Raw genomic sequence first — 19,881 nt, 5'->3', positions numbered from 1 at the left:
GGAAAAACCGCAGGGCGGGGGGCGGGGGGAGGCCGGGGGGGGGGGGGGGCTGGGGGGGAGGGTGGTGTTCCCGGGGGGGGGGCGCGGGACCGCCGTGACGGTGGCGGGGCGGAGGGCCGGAGCCGGTCGGCTCCGCTCAGCGGTCGTGAGTGCCCGTGAGTGCCCGTGCGCGGGCGTGAGTGCCCGTGCGTGGACGTGAGTGCCCGTGAGCGCCCCGTCAGTGCTCGTCAGAGCCGGTCGAGGATCTTCTTCAGCTGGGCGATCTCGGCGGCCTGGGTCCGGACCACGTCGTCGGCGACCTTCTTCGCCTCGGGGTCCTTGCCGTCCTTCTGCTCGGTCTTCGCCATCTCCACCGCGCCCTCGTGGTGCGCGATCATCAGCTCGGCGAACTTCCGGTCGAACTCCTTGCCCTTCGCGGCGGCGAGGTCGGTCATGTCCGCGTCGGACAGCATTCCGGCCATCGCGTGACCACCGTGGCCGCCGGCCGTGCTCTCGGGCTTGCCCCAGGCCTTCAGCCAGGACTTCATCTTCTGGATCTCGCGGTCCTGGGCCTTCTCGACCGCGGCGACGATCTGCTTGATCTCGGCGTCCTCGGCGCGGCCGTCGGCGAGCTTCGCCATCTGCAGGGCCTGCTCGTGGTGCGGGATCATCATCTGCGCGAACATCACGTCCGCGTCGTTGAAGGCGCCGGCCGAGGCGCCCGCGGACGCGCTCGAGGAGCCGTCGGCCGAGGCGGTGGCGGAGGTCTTGCCACCGTGCTCCATGCCGTCGGAGTCGCCGGAGCCTCCGCACGCGGCGAGCAGGAGCCCGGCGGCGGCGACGGCGCCGGTCAGCGCGAGCTTGCGGGTGATGCGGTTGTCGTTCAGGGCACGCATGTGTGTCACACCTCGTGTGCTGTCGTTTCGTGTCGTGGATCGGTCGAACGCGACCGCGGGCAGCGCGAAGCACCCGCGGTGGCGGGACGCGTTCTAGATCCGCAGGACCGACAGCTGGGCGAGGGAGGGCGGCCGGGGCGGCGGCGCGTTGGGGCCCAGGGCGGGCAGCAGCCCGCCGAGGAGCGGGACGGTCCGGTCCGAGCGCCGCGCGAGGGCGGCCCGGACCAGTGCGACGAGCAGCCAGGTGCCGAGGACGGCCACGCAGAGCGTGGTCATGTCCGCTCCGGTGCCGGAGCCGTGGGAGGAGGCCCCGTGGTGGGCGCCCTCTTCGGCGCCCTCATGGGAGGCCGGGGCGGAGGCGTCGGAGGCGGTGGCGTGGGAGGTGAGGACACCAGGCGCGGAGGCGTCCGTGGGGGCGGTGACCGCGGCGCGGTGGGTGACGGCCGCCGCGTGCGTCGCCGTCCGGTCCGAACCGTCGCTTCCGGAGGAGCCCTCCGGGTGGCCGACCGAGTGCATCACGAACACGCCGAGCGCGAGGACGACGACGAGCAGCAGGTGCGCCAGGGCACCGCTCGCCCGCATCCGGCCGCCGCTCTCCCGTCCCGTGCGCACGCGTGTGTCCTCCTCCCGGTCCCGCCGGTATTCGCTCGTCTCCTCCGTCTCCTCCCGACCATACCGAATACCCCTCGCGGGTACCCGTACCGGCCCGCGCGCCCCCCGCGGGCGACGGAACACCGGCGTCCTCCGTACCTGGCGCACACCGACCCTGGCGGAGGCCGGCACCTAGCGCACGCCGGCCCTGGCGTACCGGCACCGGGCGCACACCCCGCCACCTGGCGTACACCGGCCACGCCCGTGACACCGTCCCGTCCGCGCCCCGACCCTGATCACGCAAGGCCCCTCACCCCGGGACCTCGGGAGGCACCCGCATGTCGATCGTCGTCACCTTCGCCGGACGCACCCCACTCCCCGCCGCGGGCTCCTGGTACCAGATCTGGTCCTACCGGGTGCAGCCCTCGTCCCCCGCCGATCTCCACCCGGGGCAGCGCGTCGCCCTCGCGCTGCCCGCCGACGTGGACGTGCGCGACCCGGCCCTGTTCCCGGGTGTGCCGGCCCTCGACGGCGCCTTCGTGGAGCCGGACCCCGGCTCGGGGCGGCAGTACGCGGGCCGGTCCGTCACCGGCACCGGGCCGCTGACCGTCTCCTTCGTGGCCCCGCCGGCGCAGTCCGAGCGGGACCTGCTCCTGGTGGTGGGCGGGCCCGGCCGGCCCTGGACCGTGACGCCGTTCGCCACCTCGCCGGGCGGGCCCGCGGGGCCGGTGCGGGTGCTGACGGCGCCGGTGCCGGGGCCGGTGCGCACCGGGCGGCCGGTGACCGAGTTCGCCGGCACCCTGCCGTACGCGAGCGAGCTCTTCGGCGTGTACCAGCCGCTGCCCGGCTGGCTGGGCTACGGGAGCGCGGGCCGGTTCGCCGCCACGCACGGGCGGCGCCCGCCGGCCGAGGCCTTCGCCGGGCCGGCCGCCCGCGGCCTGGAGAGCCCGGAGCTCGCGGCGCTCGCCCGGCTCGCCGGGCAGGATCCGCCGACCGAGGGCATCCTGTCGCCGGTCGGCCTGGTCAACCTCTTCCGGCAGTACTTCTACGAGTTCGACACCTTCCTGGGTGCGCCCGCCGGGCACCTGTGGCTCAGCCCAGGCGGCATGGTCGAGCTCGTCGAGACCAGCACGCGCCGCACCCTCGTCGAGCGCACCGCGAACCAGTCGGAGGAGACGGGCCGCAAGTCCGAGGAGACGCTGACCGACCAGAGCGACGTCGCCGACGCCGTCAAGGAGTCCAACGCCAACGACACGAGCCTCGGCGCGAGCGCCGCCGGCGGGGCGTCCTTCGCCGGGATCTACCACGCGGACGCGAGCGCGAGCTTCGCCACCAAGTCCACGACCGGCAAGTCCTCCGAGCTCACCCACAAGCACACCAGGACCCAGAGCTCCAAGGTCAGCAGCGAGATCCGGCGCAACTTCACGACCACCTTCAAGACGGTCACCGAGACCACCGACACCTCCAGCCGGCGCTACGTCGTCCAGAACACCACCGACCGGCTCGCCAACTACGAACTGCGCCGCAAGATGCGCAAGGTGGGCGTCCAGGTCCAGCACATCGGCACGAGGATGAGCTGGCAGGTGTTCGTCAACGCGCCCGGCCGCGTCCTGGGCCTGGGCGAGCTCGTCGACGTCGTGCCCGCGCCCGACCTGACCGCGGTGCGCAAGCCCGAGCCGCCCGAGCCACTGGCTCCGATCCTCTCCACCTTCACCGGCACGTTCCCGATCGCCGAGCACCCGGACAGCACCAACGCCCCGCACCAGGACGCCGACTGGCGACGGCAGGAGGGCTTCGACCGGATGTGGCGCGGAGAGGAGGACGAGTACATCATGGCGAACTTCGACTACGGTGCCATCCCGCCCGCGCCCGGCTACACCCTCAGCACCAATCCGGACTTCGTGCAGCTGGTCTCCGCGAAGAACGGCCACGGCACCGACGCCAAGTTCCTCGTCAAGTACGTCATCCAGCGCCCCGACACCGGCCGCTTCCAGGTCCGTGCCGACAACGTCCACTTCGGCGGCACGGCGGTCATCACCTTCACCCTCCAGCTGCGCTGGGAGCCGCCCGCCGTCAACCCGGCGGAGGAGGCGTACAAGACGGCCCTGGCCGCCTACGAGAAGGAGGTGGCCGCCCTCCAGCGCAAGGCGTACGCGGCGGCGGTGCGCGAGCGGACCACGCTCCTCAGCAAGGTCAGGCCGCGGCCCGCCGAGGACCTGCGCAAGGAGGAGCGGCACTCCGTGTTCGCCCATCTCGTCGACCAGCTCAGGCTGTTCGACCCGAAGGACGCGCACCTGGAGGCGGAACTCATCCGGCAGATCTTCGACGTCGACCAGATGCTGTACTTCGTCTCGCCCGACTTCTGGCGGCCCGACGACGTCTCGGCGCCGCCCGACGCCGACTCGCTGGGCCGCTACCCGGTACCGCCCGTCCGCTGGGAGGGCGTCGCCGACGACCCGCTGGCCGGGGAGACCGTCGTCACCGCCTACTCCCGCACCAGCTCCCACAACGGACCCGACGCCAAGGGCCCCGCGCCGGCCCGTGAATGGCGCGTCGACTACCTGATCACGCCCGACTCGCAGCCCGCGCCGATGGGCAGCTCGCTGGGCTGGCTGGTCCAGGCCGACGGCGACGAGCGGCGCAACGAGTTCCTCAACTCGGCCTGGGTGAAGGCCGTCCTGCCGATCAGGCCCGGTCACGAGCAGGAGGCGCTCGGCTGGCTCACCAAGGCGGGCGTCGAGGGCGAGGCCGCGCTCGACAGGCCGTACGCCTGGCAGGAGGGCGACCCGGACGAGTACCGCGACCAGACCATCGGCCGGGTCCTCGAACTCCTCGCCGCCGAACTCCAGGCGGCCAACACCAGCGTCGCCAACACCCTCGCCGCCGAGCAGGTCTTCGAGACCGGCTTCGACCCGCTCGCCGGCGGATTCCGGCCCGCCGAGCCGTACCGGGTCTTCGACCAGTGGGTGGAGGTCCTGCCCACCGACCAGGTGGTGGCCGTGGAGGTCGCGTACGACCCCAAGACCGGCCGGCAGCTGTAGGCGCGCCCCATGGCCACCACCCGCTACGTGCACGCGGGCAGGGGCGTGCGGTCCGGCCGCTTCGACTCCGAGCGGAAACCGGCCAGGACCGTCGCCGACGCCCTGCGCGCCGCCGCCCCCGGCGACACCGTCGTCATCCTCGACAACGCGGTCTACCGCGAGCCGGAACTGGTCCTCGACCGGCCGGTGACCCTCATCAGCGAACACCTGCGCGGCCGGCCCGCCGCCGACCCCGCCGACCCCCGCTTCGACGCGCGCGCCCTGCCGGCCCTCGACGGCGGCGGGCGCCACCGGGTGCTGCGGATCGGGCCCGCCGCGCCGAGCGGACGCCGCGGCTTCGGCCCGGTCACCGTGACCGGCCTGCGGATCACCGGCGGCCACTCCGTCCACACCCCGAGCGACCCGGCGCTCGGCGCGGGCGGCGGCATCGCCGTCGTCGACGCCGACGACGTCCTCGTCGAGCGCTGCGTCATCACCGGCAACCGGACCGGGACCGCGCCCTTCCCGGCCTGGCCGGAACCGGACCGCAGGGCGCTGCGGGACGCGGTGCTCACCCTGCTCGGCGACGTCCTGCCGGCCGGCGCCGTGGCCTCGGTCAACCGGATGATCGCCACCGTGAACACCATGCTGTCCTGGGTGCGCGGCGCCGCTCCGCTGCCCACGATCGACCGGGCCGCGCTGCTCGCCGAGGCCGCGCGCACCTTCGACGCCCTGGTGCCGCCGGGCGTCCGCGCCATGTGGCTGGCCGGCCAGTCCTTCGGCGGGGGAGTGGCCACCGTGTGGGCGAGCCCCACCCTGCGGCACTGCCTGATCCGCGGCAACACCGCCGAGGGACGCGGCGGCGGGCTCGCCGTCGTCGGCTACGGCTGGCCGACCCTGGAGAGCTGCTGGATCGACCGCAACGCCTCGGGACGGCGGGGCAGGCTCGACGGCGGCGGCATCGGCTGCGAGGTGTCGCTGCCGGGTCGGCTCACGCGGGACCTCAGCGAGCTGGACCTCATCAGGTTCCTCGCCGACCGGGCGCTCGCGGCGCGCACCGCCGTGCTCAGCCCCGGCACGATCGTCACCCTCACCCCGAGCGAGCTCTACCACTTCCTGCGCTGGCTCCTGAACCCCTTCGAGCCGAACCCGGTGCTCGCCAAGACCCCGAGGATCCTCGCCGAACTGGTCACCGGCCGGGTCCAGGAGGCCGTACAGCTGGCCTTCTACGCGATCGCCGCCTCGGCCCTGCGGCTCGACCGCTGGTCGGCCTGGCAGGAGCAGGAGATCCTCGACGCCCGGCGGCGCGCGGTGACCCTGCGGGACTGCCGTGTCACGGGCAACTCGGCCGCCGACGACGGCGGCGGGCTCTACGCGTCGGTGCTGTCCCGGGTGCGGCTCGACGGCACCGAGGTGAGCGGGAACCGGACCGGCAGCATGGGCGGCGGCGTACGGCTCACGATGGGCTCGGCCGGAACCTTCGAGCAGTGCCTGATCAGGAACAACGTCTCGCGGGGCCTGGAGGCCGCGCCGCCGCCCGGGCAGCGGCGCCGGGCGAAACCGGGCGGCGGGGGCATCTCCGCCCGCAACGCCGACCTCACGCTCACCGGCACCCGCGTCACCGGCAACACGACCTCCGACCGGCCGGGCGGCGGGATCGTCCACTACACCGACACCGAGGGCAACATGGGCGGCGTCCCGGACATGTGGACGGCGATCCTGCGGGAGGTCTTCGGCGTCACCAAGGTGACCGTGCGCGCCGACGCGGCCAGCGAGATCAGCGGCAACCGCTGCGGCTACGACGAGCACGGTGCCGCGCTCGCCAAGCCGCTGTTCGCGAAGGGCGGCGGGGTGTTCCTGCTCCAGGCGACCTTCCCGGACGCGCCCCGCGTGGACGTCGCCCTGGCCTCCGTACGCAGGACCGTGCACGGGAACACGGCGCTCACCCGGCGCTACACCTCGGCGGTCCAGCCGGGCACGGTGATCCCGACGGCGAACGAGACCTGTGTGCAGGACCTCCTGAACCACCGGGAGTGGACGGAGGCCAACGACGCCCCGCTGCTCAAGGGCGGCGCCGACCTCCGCTTCACACCGTGACGGCGCGGGACGCGGGCCGGGGCTCCGGCCCGGCCCCGTGCGCCGTCACCCGTGACGGTGAGGCGTCACGCCCGCGCACGGCGGTCACCCGACGACGTCACCGGACATGGCGGCGGCCAGCCGCAGATGCGGCGCCGCCTCCTCCGCGCGGCCCTGCCGTTCCAGGGTCCGGCCGAGCATCAGCCGGGCGTAGTGCTCCACCGGGTCGCGCTCCAGGACGGCCCTGAGCTCCTCCTCGGCCCGGGTGAGCTGCGCCGAGTGGTAGTACGCGCGGGCGAGCAGCAGCCGCTGCGCCGTCTGGTCCGGGTGCTCGGCGACCAGACCGCGCAGGATCCGCGCCGCCGTCAGGTACTCCTTCGCCTCGAAGAACAGCTGCGCGCGGCCCCATCGGTCGGCCGCCGTGCCGAACTCGTAGTACGTCTCGTCGCTCACCGCTCACTCTCTCCCACTGTCGCGTCCCGTCTCCTACGGGCGCGTCAACCGCCCGAGGTGGTTGAATATTCCACCAATATTCCGGCGTGGGTCCGCCTCCCTCCGCGCCCGGACGGGAATAGGTTGAGCGGCATGAGCAATCTCGACCGCCAGGCCACCCTCCAGGTCTGCGGTGGCAGGGGCTTCGTCGTCGCCGAACCGGTGCGCGAGCTCCTCAGCCCCCGCCACGTCCCGCTCGGCGAATCGACCCAGGTCCGCCGACTGCTCCCCAACCTCGGCCGCCGCATGGTCGGCGCCTGGGCCTTCGTCGACCACTACGGCCCCGACGACATCGCCGAAGAACCCGGCATGCAGGTCCCGCCCCACCCGCACATGGGCCTGCAGACCGTCAGCTGGCTCCACGAGGGCGAGGTGCTGCACCGCGACTCGACCGGCAGCCTGCAGACCATCAGACCCCGCGAACTGGGCCTGATGACCTCCGGCCGGGCCATCTCCCACTCCGAGGAGAGCCCCCGGCCCCACGCCCGCTACCTCCACGGCGCCCAGCTCTGGGTCGCCCTGCCCGACGCCCACCGGCACGTCGAACCACACTTCCAGCACCACGCCGTACTCCCGCACGTCACGGCCCCCGGACTGACCGCCACGGTCATCCTCGGCACCCTCGACGGCGCGGCCTCACCGGGCACCACGTACACGCCCCTCGTCGGCGCCGACCTCGCCCTGACCGCCGGCACCGAACACCGGCTGCCGCTCGACCCCGACTTCGAGTACGCCGTCCTCGCCATGTCGGGCGAGGCCCACGTCGACGACGTCCCCCTCCTGCCCGGCTCCATGCTCTACCTGGGCTGCGGCCGCACCGAACTCCCGCTGCGCGCCGCCTCGGACGCCGGACTGATGCTCCTCGGCGGCGAGCCGTTCGAGGAGGAGATCGTCATGTGGTGGAACTTCGTCGGCCGCACCGACGAGGAGATCCGCAAGGCGAGGGACGACTGGATGACCGGCACCCGCTTCGGCGAGGTCAAGGGCTACGACGGCGACCCCCTGGCCGCACCGGAAGTCCCGGAGGCCCGGCTGAAGGCACGGGGCCGGGTGCGCTGACCTGGGGCGCGAAGGTGGTGGGCCGCCGCGCGGGCGCGAGCCGTGGTCGATGTCGCCGTAGCCGGGGCATCGACCCGGCCGGGAAAATGTGTCGAACGCGGCGTCGACCTTTGAGAAGGTCCTGACTGCCCCGTAACTGCTGCGAGAGGAAACCCGTGCCGCGTGCTGTCACCTTGATCCGCTCCGCCTCCCTGTCCGACGTCGCGGAGTACGCCTACGCGGCCACGGCCCCCGCCGAGTCGCGGCTGATCTTCCTGGCCGGAGCGTGTCCGCTGAACGAGGACGGCTCCACTGCGGCGCTCGGGGACGTCGCGGGGCAGGCGGCCAGGGCCGTGGAGAACATGGGGACCGCTCTCGCGGACTCCGGCGCGTCACTGCACGACGTCATCAGCACCCGTGTTCTCGTTGCCTCCCACCGGCGGGAGGACCTGGTGACGGCGTGGGAGGTCGTCCGGGACGCGTTTGGTGACCACGACGTGCCCAGCACGCTGATGGGTGTCACCGTGCTCGGCTACGACGGCCAGCTCGTCGAGATCGAAGCCGTCGCCGCCGTGCTTGATTCCTGAACCGACGGGCCGCCCCTGCCGAGGGCCCAACCGCCCCGCCCGGGTCCTGGCTCACCGCCCGTGGATCTCAGTACTCCCCGCCGGCCGTGCGGGCCCGCCTCGCCACGAACGTGGCTATCTGTTCCACGTACGGGAAACCGGGCTCCAGGTGCAGGCGACCGGGCTGCAGCGGGTTCGGGGCCGGCGTCACCGTCAGCCGGTGGGTCCGGTTGAACTCCTTGCCGAAGCCGTCCCGGACCGAGGTCACGGTGTGCCGCGCCTCCGTGACCTCGTCCCAGCTCACGACCACGGGCGAGCCGCCCTCCTGCAGCCACCCCATTCCCTCCTCCCACACCACCACCCACGTCGCCGGGTACCGGATGCCGGGGCGCTTGGTCGCGGCGATGCCCAGCGCCATGAGGGTCACGAGACCGCCGAGCGAGAGGCCCAGGACGAGCGGGAAGGACAGCTCGGACCAGGCGGCCACCACTCCCCAGGTCGTCAGGCCGCCGACGAGGAGCGCGAAGAACAGCGCCGTCAGCAGGTCGAACCAGGAACCGCCACGCCTCCGTGCCCCGACCGCGTAGCGAACCTCGCCCCGGGGCACGCCGTCCATCGCTTCCTTGAACGCCTCGACCACGTGGTCGGAGAACCTCACCTCTTCCATTGCGCCCCCTTGGGTGACCGGGCCAACTTCCGTGCCCGTGGAGTCCGTTGACGTCTCGATGTGCCGCCAGTATGCGGCACCCAAACGTTTGCGCCAAACGTTTGGGCAACGGTCGGGCAACGGTCGGACCGGCGGTGCCGGACACCGCCGCTGAGCGGTGGGCCACAATGGGCACGAACGGGGAAGGCCCCGTACACGCGGGCAGGTTGACGGGCGAGGGAAGGAGCCACCGTCGTGGCGGGCAAAGGACCGGTGACGCTGCAGAGCATCGCCGAGCAGCTCGGCCTGCACGTCTCGACCGTCTCGCGCGTACTGAACGGGCGGCAGGACGGCAGCACCCGCGCCGCGTCCGGCGACACCGCCCGTCGCATCCGGGACCTCGCGGACGAACTCGGCTACCGGCCCAACCCCTTGGCCGCCGGGCTTCGCACCCGCCGCAGCAAACTGATCGGCGTCCTCGTGCCGCGGCTGTCCGAGATCGTGATGGCCACGATCTACGAGGGCGCCGAGGAAGCCGCGGCGGCGCACGGCCTCTCGGTCTTCGTCACCAACACCCACGACGATCCGGCCCTCCAGCGCGAGCGGATCGCCATGGTGCTGGCCCGTCGCGTCGACGGCCTGGTCATCGGCGACGCGCACCTGGACGGAGCCGCCCTCGACCTGCCCGGTCTGCGCACCACACCCTTCGTCCTCGTCAACCGCCGCACCAGCGCCGGACATCCCTCCGTGACGTGCGACGACAGACTCGGCGGGCGACTGGTCGCCGAGCACCTCCTGGCCCTGGGGCACAGGTCCGTGGGAGTGGTCGCCGGCGAGCCCTTCGCCAGCACCGGAGCGGACCGTACCGAGGGGTTCGTCGAGCGCTACCGCGAGGCGGGACTGCCGCTGCCCGCCTCGCGGGTCGTCCACTCGTCCTTCGACACGGCCGGCGGCAGACGCGCCGCGCTCGATCTGCTCTCCGCACCGGAAGACCGTCCGACCGCTCTCTTCGCCGTGAACGACTTCGCGGCCATCGGCGCCGCGGGCGCGGCCCGTGACCTCGGACTGCGGCTCGGCCGCGACCTCGCACTGGCCGGCTTCAACGACACGCCCCTGGTGGCGGAACTGCCCGTGCCGCTGACGAGCGTGAGCTCCCCGATGACCGAGCAGGGACGCCGTGCCGTGCACCTGCTGCTGCGCCGGATCGCCGGCGACGAGATCCGCTCGGAGGTCCTGACGCCTCGTCTCATGGCGCGCGAATCCACCGGCGGACCCGTGGGCGCGTCCCTGTTGTAGTCAGCCGTCGCGGGCAGGGATCCAGGGCGACTGCGGTCAGACGGGGCTGTCCTCCGCGCGGGCGGGGAGCCGCCCCGCTGCCTCCAGGCGGGACAGCCGCCGGTGCTCCCGGTCGGCCCAGCGCCGCACCCGGTCGGGCTCCAGCGCGGTGCCGTGGCCGACGTGGAGTGCGGTGGGGTTCAGGGCGAGCATCTTCCGCAGGCTGGCGAGGTTGTGCAGCGGGTCGTCGTGGAAGGGCGGGTTGGCGGGGCGGCCCCGGACGAGACCGAAGAGGGAGTTGGCGATCAGGTCGCCGGCGACGAGGTCCCCCTGGTCGGTGAGGACGGAGACCGACCCGGCGGTGTGTCCGGGGGTGGGCATGATGCGTGCGGAGAGCCCGAAGTCCGCCAGGTCGGTCTCGCCCGTGACGAGTACCTCGGGTTCGAGCGGTTCCACCGCAAGGTGCAGGTTCCTGTGCCTGGCCATCAGGCGGCCCATCAGGCCGGTGGGCAGGTAGGGCTCGCGGGCCCGCCCGGTGCGGTAGGGGCCGAGGTCGGCGACGTGGCCGGCCACGGGGGCTCCGGTCAGGCGGTGCAGTTCGGCGGCGGACCCGAAGTGGTCGATGTGGCCGTGGGTGAGGACGATCAGCGACACGTCGGTGGGGTCCACTCCGTGCGCGGCGATCTGCTCGTAGATCCTCCGGCCGCTGCCGGGCGTACCCGCGTCGACGACGACGGGGCGGCGGCCCAGGAGCAGGTACGCGTTGACGGTGTGCCGGCCCATGACCGGGATGGGGACGACCTTGGTGCGGGACATGGCTCTCTCCTTGGGCATGGCTGTCTGCCGCCGCGCGTTGGGCATGGCGGTCTTCCGCCGCGCGGCGGTTCGCGGGCGGTCGGGGGAGTGCGGGGTGGTTCAGCTGAAGCGGCGCCGGTACTCGGCGGGAGTGGTCCCGAGACGGCGCCGGAAGGAACGGTGCAGGCTCTCCACAGAACCGAGCCCGCTGCGGGCGGCGACCTCGGGCAGGGTGTGGGCGCTGTCCTGGAGCAGCCGTCGGGCGGCCTCGAGCCGTACGGACTCGACGTACGCGGCCGGGGTGGTGCCGGTACGCGCGCGGAACAGCCGGGAGAAGTGGCGCACGCTCAGGTGCAGCCGTGCGGCCAGGGCGTCGGCGGAGAGGTCCTCGGTGAGGTGCTCACCGATCCACCTGCGCAGCTCGTCCAGCCGGTCGCCGGGCGCCGCCGGAGGCGTGAGCGGGACGCTGAACTGGCTCTGGCCGCCCGCCCGTTTGACGTACATGACCATCGTGCGGGCGGTGGTGAGCGCGAGTCCGGGGCCGTGGTCCTCGGTGACCATGGCCAGCGCCATGTCCATCCCCGACGCGATGCCCGCGCAGGTCCACAGGCGGCCTTCCCGGATGAAGATCGGATCCGGATCGACGGTGACGAGGGGGTGGTCGGCGGCGAGCCGCGCGGCCGTCCGCCAATGGGTCGTGGCGGTACGGCCGTCCAGCAGCCCGGCCGCGGCCAGCAGATGCGCCCCGGAACAGACGGAGCCCAGCCGGTGGACGCCCGGTGCCACCTCGCGGAGCCAGTCGACGATCCCGCGGTCGAGCACCGGCTCCACCTCGTGGTCGCGCACCCGGACGGCGCCCGACACGAGCAGCGTGTCCACGTCGCCGTCGACCTCGTCCAGGGTCAGGTCGGCCATCAGCCGGATCCCGCCGGAGGTGGTCACCGGCTCGCCCCGGGCCGTCGCGATGCGCACCGTGTAGCCGGGGTGACCGGTGCCGGCGACGCGTGTGGCGACGGAGAACACCTCGGCCGGACCGGTGACGTTGAGCAGTTCGACGCCGGGGAAGGCCGCGATGACGACTCTGTGCACGGGGAGCATGTGCCGATCATTTCGCCTCGCCCCGAGGGCCGCAATGACCAGGTTCTGTCAGATCCGGACATGGCGGTGGAGCCGGGTGGATGGTGTCTCCGGGCGTGGTGGTGGCGCGGACGTGTGGAGCCGGCCGTACCTACCTCCGGGGAACGAGCAGGTCGGAGTGCGTGCGGAGCGGTCCGGGAGGAAGATGGAGACGTGCGGGGGTGCGCCGGTGACATCTGCCGGATGGTCAGCAACGGGATGTGAGCAGGATGGTTGACCGTGCAACCAGCAGTCGTGGCGTGGCCCGGGAACGCACGGAACGCGACTCCAGCGACACCCGCGACACCCGCGACACCCGCGACACCCGCGACACCCGCGAGTCCCGCGAGTCCCGTGAATCCCGTGAATCCCGTGGCACCCGAGAGTCCCGCGACTCTCGTGGCACCCAAGATTCCCGTGACTCCCGTGACCGCCGCCGGCACGACCGGCCCTCACACAGGTTCCACCTCCCCGGCTTCGCGCGTGACGGCGCGGAGATCGGTCTGGGCGACGCCGTCGCCCGGGTGACCACGGCGGCCGGCCTCTGTCCTGGCGGCGGCTGCGGCCCCCGCGCCGAGGCGCTGAACCGGTGGATGACGATCGGCGGCGAACGGGACCGCTGACGTACGGCCACGGGCCGGCAACGTCCGCGCGGCAGACCCGCGTCGCACGCCGCCGCGCGTTCCGGCCTGACGGCCCGACAGAGTGTGCGTGAGGAGTGACTGATGGACGCCGAGATCACCGACACCGTCATCGCCACCAGCCCCCCGCCGGAGGCCGGGGTGCGGCCCCCACCGCCGCCCCACGCGTCCGCTGCTCCTCCCGCCGTTCCCACGCTCGACCCGGAGGGCTTCCGGCCCGCGCGCCCCGCCGAAACCGCCGCACCGGCCGCGGTCCCCGTCACCCAGGCCTCGTGCGGCTGTGCCACGGACGCCTCCCCGGGCGGCGGGGCTGACGACGGCGACACGTCCCTCGGATACGTCTACGCTCTGGGCCGCGTCCATGCCCTCTTCCCCGACCTCTCCGTCCGGCACGAGTACTTCCAGGCGGCCGCCGCCGGCGGGAGGACCGACAGCACGGAGGCAGACGCCCTGTACCGCGTCCTCTCCGACCCGGAGAACCGCTACATCGCCCGGCAGATGTGCTTCGTGCTCTCCGTCGAGGGCGTGGAGACCCACATCCTGAAGCCGGCCGACCCCGCCGAGCTCGACGAGCTCGTGGAGGCCCTGCGCCCGGTCAAGGACGACCGCGATCTCGCCGTGGTCGTCGGACGCCTCGGGCCGATCGCGCCGCCCGGCGCGTGCCAGGGACTGTCCCTGCCCCAGGTGGAGGTGGAGAAGGTCTGGGCCTTCGACCGGAAGGAGCTGATCCGGGCGATCGAGCGCCGCGCCGACGTCTCCAGGAAGGAGTTCGCGCGAGGCGCGGCGGACACGCTCGACCGGCTGCTCCAGCTCGGCAACAACGCCGGCACCCTGCCGACCGAACGCGCCGCCAACTACCTGGCGGTCAGGTCCGAGGAGATCTACCAGACGTCCCACGAGCAGCGTGAGGCGGGCTACGTCCTCTCCGGGGTGGAGGCGGGCCCCTCCCGGCTGAGCAACCCGTCGCAGACCGTCGTCACGGTCGTCTTCTCCTACACCCACCGCCAGACCAACGTCGTCGTGCAGTACTTCGCCCGCGTCGACGTCACGGGGCTCTTCCCCCACACGGTGACCCCCTTCCAGCCGTACTACAACCGGTAACCAAGACAGAAGGAGGCGAACGGACATGCGTATCCCCGGATTCGCCGTCGAGTCGCCGGCACGCGGTGTGACCACCGGTGACCGAGTCCACCCCCAGTTCTTCACGTGCGAGGAGGAACTGGCCCCGGTGTGCCGCCACCAGTGCAAGGGCTCCCACAACCCGCGTGCGTGCGTGCGGCGTTGCCTGGAAAAGGCCTGCTCGGAAAAGTGGTGACCCCGATGCGCACCCCCGGATTCGAGCGCCCCGTCGCGCGGGCGCACCCGGTCCCGGAGACGCCCGGAACCGACCGGCTGTTCCCGCAGCTCGAGTCGTACTGCTCGCGCGAGTGCCGCGTGGAATGCGGCTTCGACCACGACTACGGCTCGCCGGAATGGGCCGAGTGCTTCGACCTGTGCATGGAGACATGCCGCTGACCGGACCGAGCGGACGCGGACGGGCCGGGAAGACGAAGAGAAGACGCAGAGGGACCGAGAGGACGTCGAGGTGCCCATGGACCTCCTGGACCTGGTCGGCCTCACGCCGCTCATGGCGCGGACCTCCGGCCGGTCCTCGGTCGTGGTCGGTCTGGTCGACGGCCGCGTGGCCCTGGACCACCCGGCCTTCGCGGGCCACCCGGTCCGGGAGCTGAGGCCCACCGGCGGTACGGGGGCCTGTCGTGGCGGCGACGTGTGCTGCGCGCACGGCACCGCCGTGGCCGGACTCCTCGCCGGTGACCAGGGCGTCTGCTCCGGCTGCACCCTCGTGTCCCGGCCCCTCTTCGCGGACCGGCCCGCCGACGGCGGTCCCGCGACCTGTCTCACCGGCGTACGGACCGGGGAGCTGGCCGAGGCGATCGTGGAGATCGTCGACGCGGGCGTCCACGTCCTGAACCTCAGCATGGCGCAGCCGGCGCCCTCCGGCGTCCGTGACCACGCGCTGGAGAACGCCCTCGACCACGCCGCCGCCCGGGGCGTGATCGTCGTGGTCGCCGCGGGGAACCAGGGCCGGCTGGGGGCCACCGTGCTCACCGGCCACCCGTGGGCGATCCCGGTGACCGCGTACGACCGCGCCGGGCGCCCCATGCCCCAGTCCAACCGGGGCGCCTCCATCGGCCGCCACGGCCTCGGCGCCCCCGGCGACCGCGTCCCGGGCCTGGGACTCGACGGCCGCACCCTCGTCCTGAGCGGTACGAGCGCCGCCGCGCCCTTCGTCACGGGTGCGGTCGCCCTCCTCCGCTCGGCCTTCCCGAAGGCCGGTCCGGCGGCCGTGCGGTACGCGGTCACCCACGGGCCCGTCCGGCGGAACTCGGTCACGCCGCCGCTGCTCGACGCCTGGGCCGCGTACACGGCACTCCGGGCGATGACGCGGTGAGCGGCGACGGGGGTCGCCGGGCGAGCCCTGCCGGGCCGGTCACAGGCCGGCCACCAGCAACAGCACACCGCACACCGCACACGGAGACACCATGAACGCCGTCGGCCCCGACACCGCCCCCGAGTACCTCAAGCGAACCGCCGAACCGGTCCGTGAGCACCTGTCCGCCGCCACGCAGCTCCAGACCTTCCTGGCCGGTGCCGGCGACCTCACCCGCGACCAGCGGCTGCTCCTCGTCGATCAGGCCCTGGTCCTGATGGAGGGGAACTACGTCCACCTGCCGCTGAAGATCGCGATGCACGCGGTCAACCCCGTGCAGCGGCTGCGGCTCATCCGTCGGGAGCTGGAGCAGCAGACACCCGAGACGATGGATCCGGAGTGGGTCTTCCACGCGCAGATGGCCCAGGTGTTCCACTCGGTGCGGGACCTGCACACCAACTACCGGCTGCCCGAGCCCTTCTCCAGGAAGATCGCCTTCCTCCCCTTCCGGGTGGAGGAGTGCACCGACGGACCGAAGCCCCGCTTCCTGGTCACCCGCGTCACGCAGGGCTTCTCCGCGCCCGGCTTCGCCCCGGGCGTCGAGATCACCCACTGGAGCGGCATCCCCATCGAGCAGGCCGTCGAGCTCAACGCGGCCCGGTTCGCCGGGAGCAACGCCGCGGCGCGCCGCAGCCGCGGCGTCCAGTCGCTGACCGTGCGCTCGCTGTCGGCCCATCTTCCGCCGTTCGAGGAGTGGGTGACCGTCAGCTACACCGACACCGCCGGTGTCTCGCGCGAGCTGCGGGAGAACTGGCAGATCGTGGAGAACCTCCCGCCGATGCCCGCACCGAGCGGTGAGGCGGCGCTCATGATGGGCGTCGACGACGAGGGCGAGGAGATCAGCCGGGCCAACGTCATGCTCTTCGCGCCCCACGTCGTCGCGCAGCAGCGGGCGGTGGACGCGGGACTGTCCCCGGCCGGCGCGGAGGGCGAGATCGTCAGCACGATGCCGCAGGTCTTCACCGCCCGTACCGTCGACACCCCCTCGGGGACCTTCGGTCACCTCCGCATCCACACCTTCAGCGTCCAGGACGCCGAGGCCTTCGTCGAGGAGTTCCTGCGGCTCGTCGGCGCACTGCCGCAGAACGGTCTGATCCTCGACGTACGCGACAACGGCGGCGGCCTGGTCTGGGCGTCGGAGCTCACCCTCCAGACGCTGACGCCGCGCCGGATCGCACCGGAGCCGTTCCAGTTCATCAACACGCCCCTCAACCTGCGCCTGTGCCGGAACAACGCCAGCCTCAGGCCCTGGCTGGCCTCCCTGGAGCAGGCCGTCGAGCTGGGCGCCGCGTTCTCGGCCGCCGTGCCCCTCACCCCGGAGGAGCCCGCCAACGCGATCGGCCAGCGGTACTTCGGCCCGGTCGTCCTCATCACGAACGCCCGCTGCTACTCCGCGACCGACATGTTCGCCGCGGGCTTCCAGGACCACCGCATCGGGACCGTGCTCGGCACCGACGACAACACCGGCGCCGGCGGCGCCAACGTCTGGGCGCACAACGACATCATCCAGTTCTTCCCGATCCCCGACACGCCGTACCGCCCGCTGCCGAACGGAGCGGGCATGCGCGTGGCGATCCGCAGGTCGCTGCGGGTCGGCGAGCGCGCCGGTACGCCGCTGGAGGACCTGGGCGTCGTCCCGGACGTACGCCACCGGATGACCCGGCGGGACCTCCTGCAGGGCAACGTCGACCTCCTGGCACGCGCCGGTGAGATCCTCAAGGCGCAGCCCGTCCGGGAGCTGACCGTCACCGACGCCACGCGCGCCGACGGCTCGCTCCGCCTGAAGCTCAGGACGGCCAACGTCGACCGCGTGGACGTCTACCTCGACCGGCGCCCCCGTACCTCCGTGGACGTTCCCGACGGTCAGGTCGAGATCACGGTCCCCGGAGCCACCGGCGCCGGGTCGGTGCGGGTGGACGGCTTCGCCGACGGCGAGCTCGTCGCGGGCCGCACCGAGCGGCTCCAGGGCCCGTAACGCGTTGCAGGCCGTCAGGCGGTACGCGCGAGGACGTCGCGGGCGGCCTCCTCGGCCGTGGTGCGGTCCTCCGGGACGAGGCCGATGCGGGTGCGGCGGTCGAGGAGGTCGGAGGCGTCGAGGGCGCCCTCGTGGCGGACGGCCCACAGGAGTTCGGCACCGGTCACGGGGTGGCCGGGCACCACGGGCCGGGCGAGGGAGGGGTCCTCAAGGCCGAGCGCGTGGACGGCCGGCGCCTCGGAGCCGTACCGGTGCACCAGGCGCGGCGGGACGTCGAGCCCGGCGAGCGTCCGCGGCGCGGCGGCGCCGACCAGGGGCACCGACGCGGTGCGGCACGGGCCGGCGGTGAGGCCGCGGGCGGCCACGGCCGCGTCGACGGCGTCCTGGGCCATGCGCCGGTACGTGGTGAGCTTGCCCCCGACGACGGTGACGACGCCGTCGGGCGAGGTGAGCACGGCGTGCTTGCGGGAGATGTCGGCGGTCCGGCCGGCGGCGTCCCGGGTGTCGAGCAGCGGGCGCAGGCCGGCGAAGGCCCCCACCACGTCGTCGCGCTGAAGGGTGACGTCGAGCGCGGAGCCGAGGACGTCGAGGAGGAAGCCGATGTCCGTCTCGGGGACGTCCGGCACGTCGGGGACGGCGCCGTCGACGGGCTCGTCGGTGAGGCCGACGTACACGCGTCCGTCGCCCTGGGGGAGGACCAGGACGAAGCGGTTGGTCTCGCCGGGGATCGGGATGTGCAGTCCGGCGGAGAGCCGGCCGAGGTCCTCGGAGCGCAGTACGAGATGGGTGCCGCGTGACGGCCGCAGGCGCACGTCGTCGACGAGGCCGCCCGCCCACACGCCGGTCGCGTTCACGACCGCGCGGGCGCGGATGCGCAGCTCCTGTCCGGTGGTCTCGTCGCGGACCAGCGCGCCGTCGCGGTGGAGTTCGAGCGCACGGGTGCGGGTGAGGACGCGGGCCCCGTGGGCGGCCGCGGTGCGGGCGATCGCGGTCACCAGGCGCGCGTCGTCGGAGAGCCGGCCGTCCCAGGAGAGCAGTCCGCCGCGCAGTCCGGTGGGGCGGAGCGCCGGGGCGAGGTGGCGGGTCTCGACGGCGGACAGCGCGCGCGGCCGGGGCAGCGTGCCGCGCGAGGTGCGGGCGGAGACGCGCAGCAGGTCGCCCGCGACGAAGCCGGCGCGGGCGAGGGCCGCCTGGCCCCGGCTGACGAGCGGGGTGAGGGGCAGGACGAAGGGCTGGGGGCGGACCAGGTGGGGGGCGGTGCGCTCCATGAGGATGCCGCGTTCGACGGCGCTCTCGTGCGCGACGTCGAGCTGTCCCGACGCGAGGTAGCGCAGACCGCCGTGGATCAGCTTCGAGCTCCAGCGTGACGTGCCGAAGGCGAGGTCGTGGGCGTCGATCGCGACGACGCTCAGCCCGCGGGTGGCAGCGTCGAGGGCCGCTCCGGCGCCGGTGGCGCCGAGACCGACGACCAGGACGTCGATGACGCCGTCGACGCCGTCCGCGCCCTCGGCGAGCCGTTCCAGTTCGCGGCGCCGCCGCCCGGCGTCGAGCGAGGAGCCGGGCAGGGCGGGGCCGCCCGTGGCGTTCGCGGGGCTGCTCGTGGGGGTCATGGCGTGAGGGTCCTCTCCAGCAGGGTGCGCAGCTCGTCGAGGAAGGCGGCTTCGCTCAGTTCGGGATCGGTCTCGTCGGTCATGGTGCGCAGCGAGAGCGTGAAGGACTGGACGACGAGCAGCAGGGACCGGGCCTGCAGGTCCGTCCGGACGCGGCGCACGGAGCCGTCCTCGTGGCCCTCGTCGAGCGCGGTGGTGAGCAGCCCGAGCAGGGCGTCCTGGCTGGCGCCGCGGCGGTCGAGGACGTACGGCAGCAGCAGTTCCGGATCGACGTCGACGATCTTGTGGAACAGCGGGTGGCGGCGGAACGCGGCGACTCCCGCGACCATCCCCTCGACGATCCGCTCGCGTGCGGGCCTGCCGTCGCCGGCCGCGTCGCCGTCGGGGCCGCCGTCGGCGTCGGGCGGCATGGCGCCCGCGGCGACCGCGATCCACTCACGGGTCATCAGGTCGCCGACCAGGGTGCGCACGTCGGGCCACCGCCGGTACAGCGTCATCCGGGACACGCCCGCGCGCCGGGCGACGTCGGTCAGGGTCGTGCGGCGTACGCCGACGGCGAGCACGCAGTCGCGTGCGGCGTCGAGCACGGGATCTGCGTCCGTATGGTTGTGACGAATGGGCGTCATCTGTCACAGTGTAATGCCAGTGCGGCCCGAGCGGCAGCGCCGTCCGTG

At 73.4% G+C, this 19,881-nt stretch carries 18 protein-coding genes; 10 read left to right on the top strand and 8 right to left on the bottom strand.

Going from position 1 to position 19,881, the window contains the following annotated elements:
• Positions 1 to 227: 227 nt before the first annotated feature.
• Both ACFWJO_RS19355 and ACFWJO_RS19350 read right to left on the bottom strand, forming a co-directional pair.
• Positions 228 to 875 (bottom strand): DUF305 domain-containing protein, encoded by a 648-nt coding sequence (locus tag ACFWJO_RS19355; protein ID WP_386866639.1) that lies wholly within the window; start codon positions 873 to 875, stop codon positions 228 to 230.
• Positions 876 to 968: 93 nt separating this feature from the next.
• Positions 969 to 1,487: a hypothetical protein gene (locus ACFWJO_RS19350; RefSeq protein ID WP_386866637.1), complete on the bottom strand. Its 519-nt coding sequence runs from the start codon at positions 1,485 to 1,487 to the stop codon at positions 969 to 971.
• Between the two features lie 317 nt (positions 1,488 to 1,804).
• Between ACFWJO_RS19350 and ACFWJO_RS19345 the strand changes: the two genes are divergently transcribed.
• Together ACFWJO_RS19345 and ACFWJO_RS19340 are read left to right on the top strand one after the other, a co-directional pair.
• Positions 1,805 to 4,507 (top strand): hypothetical protein, encoded by a 2,703-nt coding sequence (locus ACFWJO_RS19345; protein WP_386866636.1) that lies wholly within the window; start codon positions 1,805 to 1,807, stop codon positions 4,505 to 4,507.
• Between the two features lie 9 nt (positions 4,508 to 4,516).
• Positions 4,517 to 6,583 carry a hypothetical protein gene (locus ACFWJO_RS19340; RefSeq protein ID WP_386866634.1) on the top strand — a complete coding sequence of 689 codons (2,067 nt, stop codon included), beginning with the start codon at positions 4,517 to 4,519 and terminating at the stop codon, positions 6,581 to 6,583.
• An 84-nt stretch (positions 6,584 to 6,667) separates the two neighbouring features.
• Here ACFWJO_RS19340 and ACFWJO_RS19335 read toward each other — a convergent pair whose 3' ends face one another.
• Positions 6,668 to 7,015, bottom strand: a complete 348-nt coding sequence (locus ACFWJO_RS19335) for a tetratricopeptide repeat protein (RefSeq protein WP_386866632.1) — start codon at positions 7,013 to 7,015, stop codon at positions 6,668 to 6,670.
• Between the two features lie 132 nt (positions 7,016 to 7,147).
• Here ACFWJO_RS19335 and ACFWJO_RS19330 point away from each other — a divergent pair, with 132 nt between their 5' ends.
• Positions 7,148 to 8,113 (top strand): pirin family protein, encoded by a 966-nt coding sequence (locus ACFWJO_RS19330; RefSeq protein ID WP_386866630.1) that lies wholly within the window; start codon positions 7,148 to 7,150, stop codon positions 8,111 to 8,113.
• A 155-nt stretch (positions 8,114 to 8,268) separates the two neighbouring features.
• Positions 8,269 to 8,679 carry a RidA family protein gene (locus ACFWJO_RS19325; RefSeq protein ID WP_386866628.1) on the top strand — a complete coding sequence of 137 codons (411 nt, stop codon included), beginning with the start codon at positions 8,269 to 8,271 and terminating at the stop codon, positions 8,677 to 8,679.
• A gap of 67 nt (positions 8,680 to 8,746) precedes the next feature.
• Here the strand turns inward: ACFWJO_RS19325 and ACFWJO_RS19320 are convergent, their stop codons facing one another.
• Positions 8,747 to 9,325 carry a hypothetical protein gene (locus tag ACFWJO_RS19320; protein ID WP_386866626.1) on the bottom strand — a complete coding sequence of 193 codons (579 nt, stop codon included), beginning with the start codon at positions 9,323 to 9,325 and terminating at the stop codon, positions 8,747 to 8,749.
• Between the two features lie 234 nt (positions 9,326 to 9,559).
• On the opposite strand from ACFWJO_RS19320, the gene ACFWJO_RS19315 reads away from it, so the two are divergent.
• A complete protein-coding gene (locus tag ACFWJO_RS19315) occupies positions 9,560 to 10,600 on the top strand; it encodes a LacI family DNA-binding transcriptional regulator (protein WP_386866624.1) in 1,041 nt (346 codons plus the stop codon).
• Positions 10,601 to 10,636: 36 nt separating this feature from the next.
• Here the strand turns inward: ACFWJO_RS19315 and ACFWJO_RS19310 are convergent, their stop codons facing one another.
• Together ACFWJO_RS19310 and ACFWJO_RS19305 are read right to left on the bottom strand one after the other, a co-directional pair.
• Positions 10,637 to 11,395, bottom strand: a complete 759-nt coding sequence (locus ACFWJO_RS19310) for an MBL fold metallo-hydrolase (RefSeq protein ID WP_386866622.1) — start codon at positions 11,393 to 11,395, stop codon at positions 10,637 to 10,639.
• 99 nt (positions 11,396 to 11,494) lie between these two features.
• Complete coding sequence (locus ACFWJO_RS19305) at positions 11,495 to 12,472, bottom strand: GlxA family transcriptional regulator (RefSeq protein ID WP_386866621.1); 978 nt, start codon at positions 12,470 to 12,472, stop codon at positions 11,495 to 11,497.
• Between the two features lie 248 nt (positions 12,473 to 12,720).
• Here ACFWJO_RS19305 and ACFWJO_RS19300 point away from each other — a divergent pair, with 248 nt between their 5' ends.
• The 5 genes from ACFWJO_RS19300 to ACFWJO_RS19280 all read left to right on the top strand — a co-directional run bounded on the left by ACFWJO_RS19300 (position 12,721) and on the right by ACFWJO_RS19280 (position 17,597).
• The gene (locus ACFWJO_RS19300) at positions 12,721 to 13,113 is read left to right on the top strand and encodes a hypothetical protein (RefSeq protein WP_386866619.1); all 393 of its coding nucleotides are present in this window, start codon (positions 12,721 to 12,723) and stop codon (positions 13,111 to 13,113) included.
• Between the two features lie 102 nt (positions 13,114 to 13,215).
• Positions 13,216 to 14,232, top strand: coding sequence for a hypothetical protein (locus ACFWJO_RS19295; RefSeq protein ID WP_386866617.1), 1,017 nt, complete (start codon positions 13,216 to 13,218; stop codon positions 14,230 to 14,232).
• A gap of 219 nt (positions 14,233 to 14,451) precedes the next feature.
• Complete coding sequence (locus ACFWJO_RS19290; protein WP_386866615.1) at positions 14,452 to 14,646, top strand: hypothetical protein; 195 nt, start codon at positions 14,452 to 14,454, stop codon at positions 14,644 to 14,646.
• Between the two features lie 76 nt (positions 14,647 to 14,722).
• Complete coding sequence (locus ACFWJO_RS19285; RefSeq protein WP_386866663.1) at positions 14,723 to 15,583, top strand: S8 family serine peptidase; 861 nt, start codon at positions 14,723 to 14,725, stop codon at positions 15,581 to 15,583.
• A 91-nt stretch (positions 15,584 to 15,674) separates the two neighbouring features.
• A complete protein-coding gene (locus tag ACFWJO_RS19280; protein WP_386866613.1) occupies positions 15,675 to 17,597 on the top strand; it encodes a S41 family peptidase in 1,923 nt (640 codons plus the stop codon).
• Between the two features lie 14 nt (positions 17,598 to 17,611).
• Here the strand turns inward: ACFWJO_RS19280 and ACFWJO_RS19275 are convergent, their stop codons facing one another.
• Both ACFWJO_RS19275 and ACFWJO_RS19270 read right to left on the bottom strand, forming a co-directional pair.
• On the bottom strand, positions 17,612 to 19,207 hold the full coding sequence (locus tag ACFWJO_RS19275; RefSeq protein ID WP_386866611.1) for a glycerol-3-phosphate dehydrogenase/oxidase: 1,596 nt from the start codon (positions 19,205 to 19,207) through the stop codon (positions 17,612 to 17,614).
• Positions 19,204 to 19,833 carry a TetR/AcrR family transcriptional regulator gene (locus ACFWJO_RS19270; protein ID WP_386866610.1) on the bottom strand — a complete coding sequence of 210 codons (630 nt, stop codon included), beginning with the start codon at positions 19,831 to 19,833 and terminating at the stop codon, positions 19,204 to 19,206. The genes ACFWJO_RS19275 and ACFWJO_RS19270 overlap by 4 nt, the downstream gene beginning before the upstream one ends.
• Positions 19,834 to 19,881 lie beyond the last annotated feature (48 nt).

The sequence above is a fragment of the Streptomyces sp. NPDC127092 genome (assembly GCF_042722475.1).
GTDB lineage: Bacteria > Actinomycetota > Actinomycetes > Streptomycetales > Streptomycetaceae > Streptomyces.
Note: the sequence above shows the minus strand (reverse complement) of the source record. Positions and strands in the feature narration are given on the sequence as shown.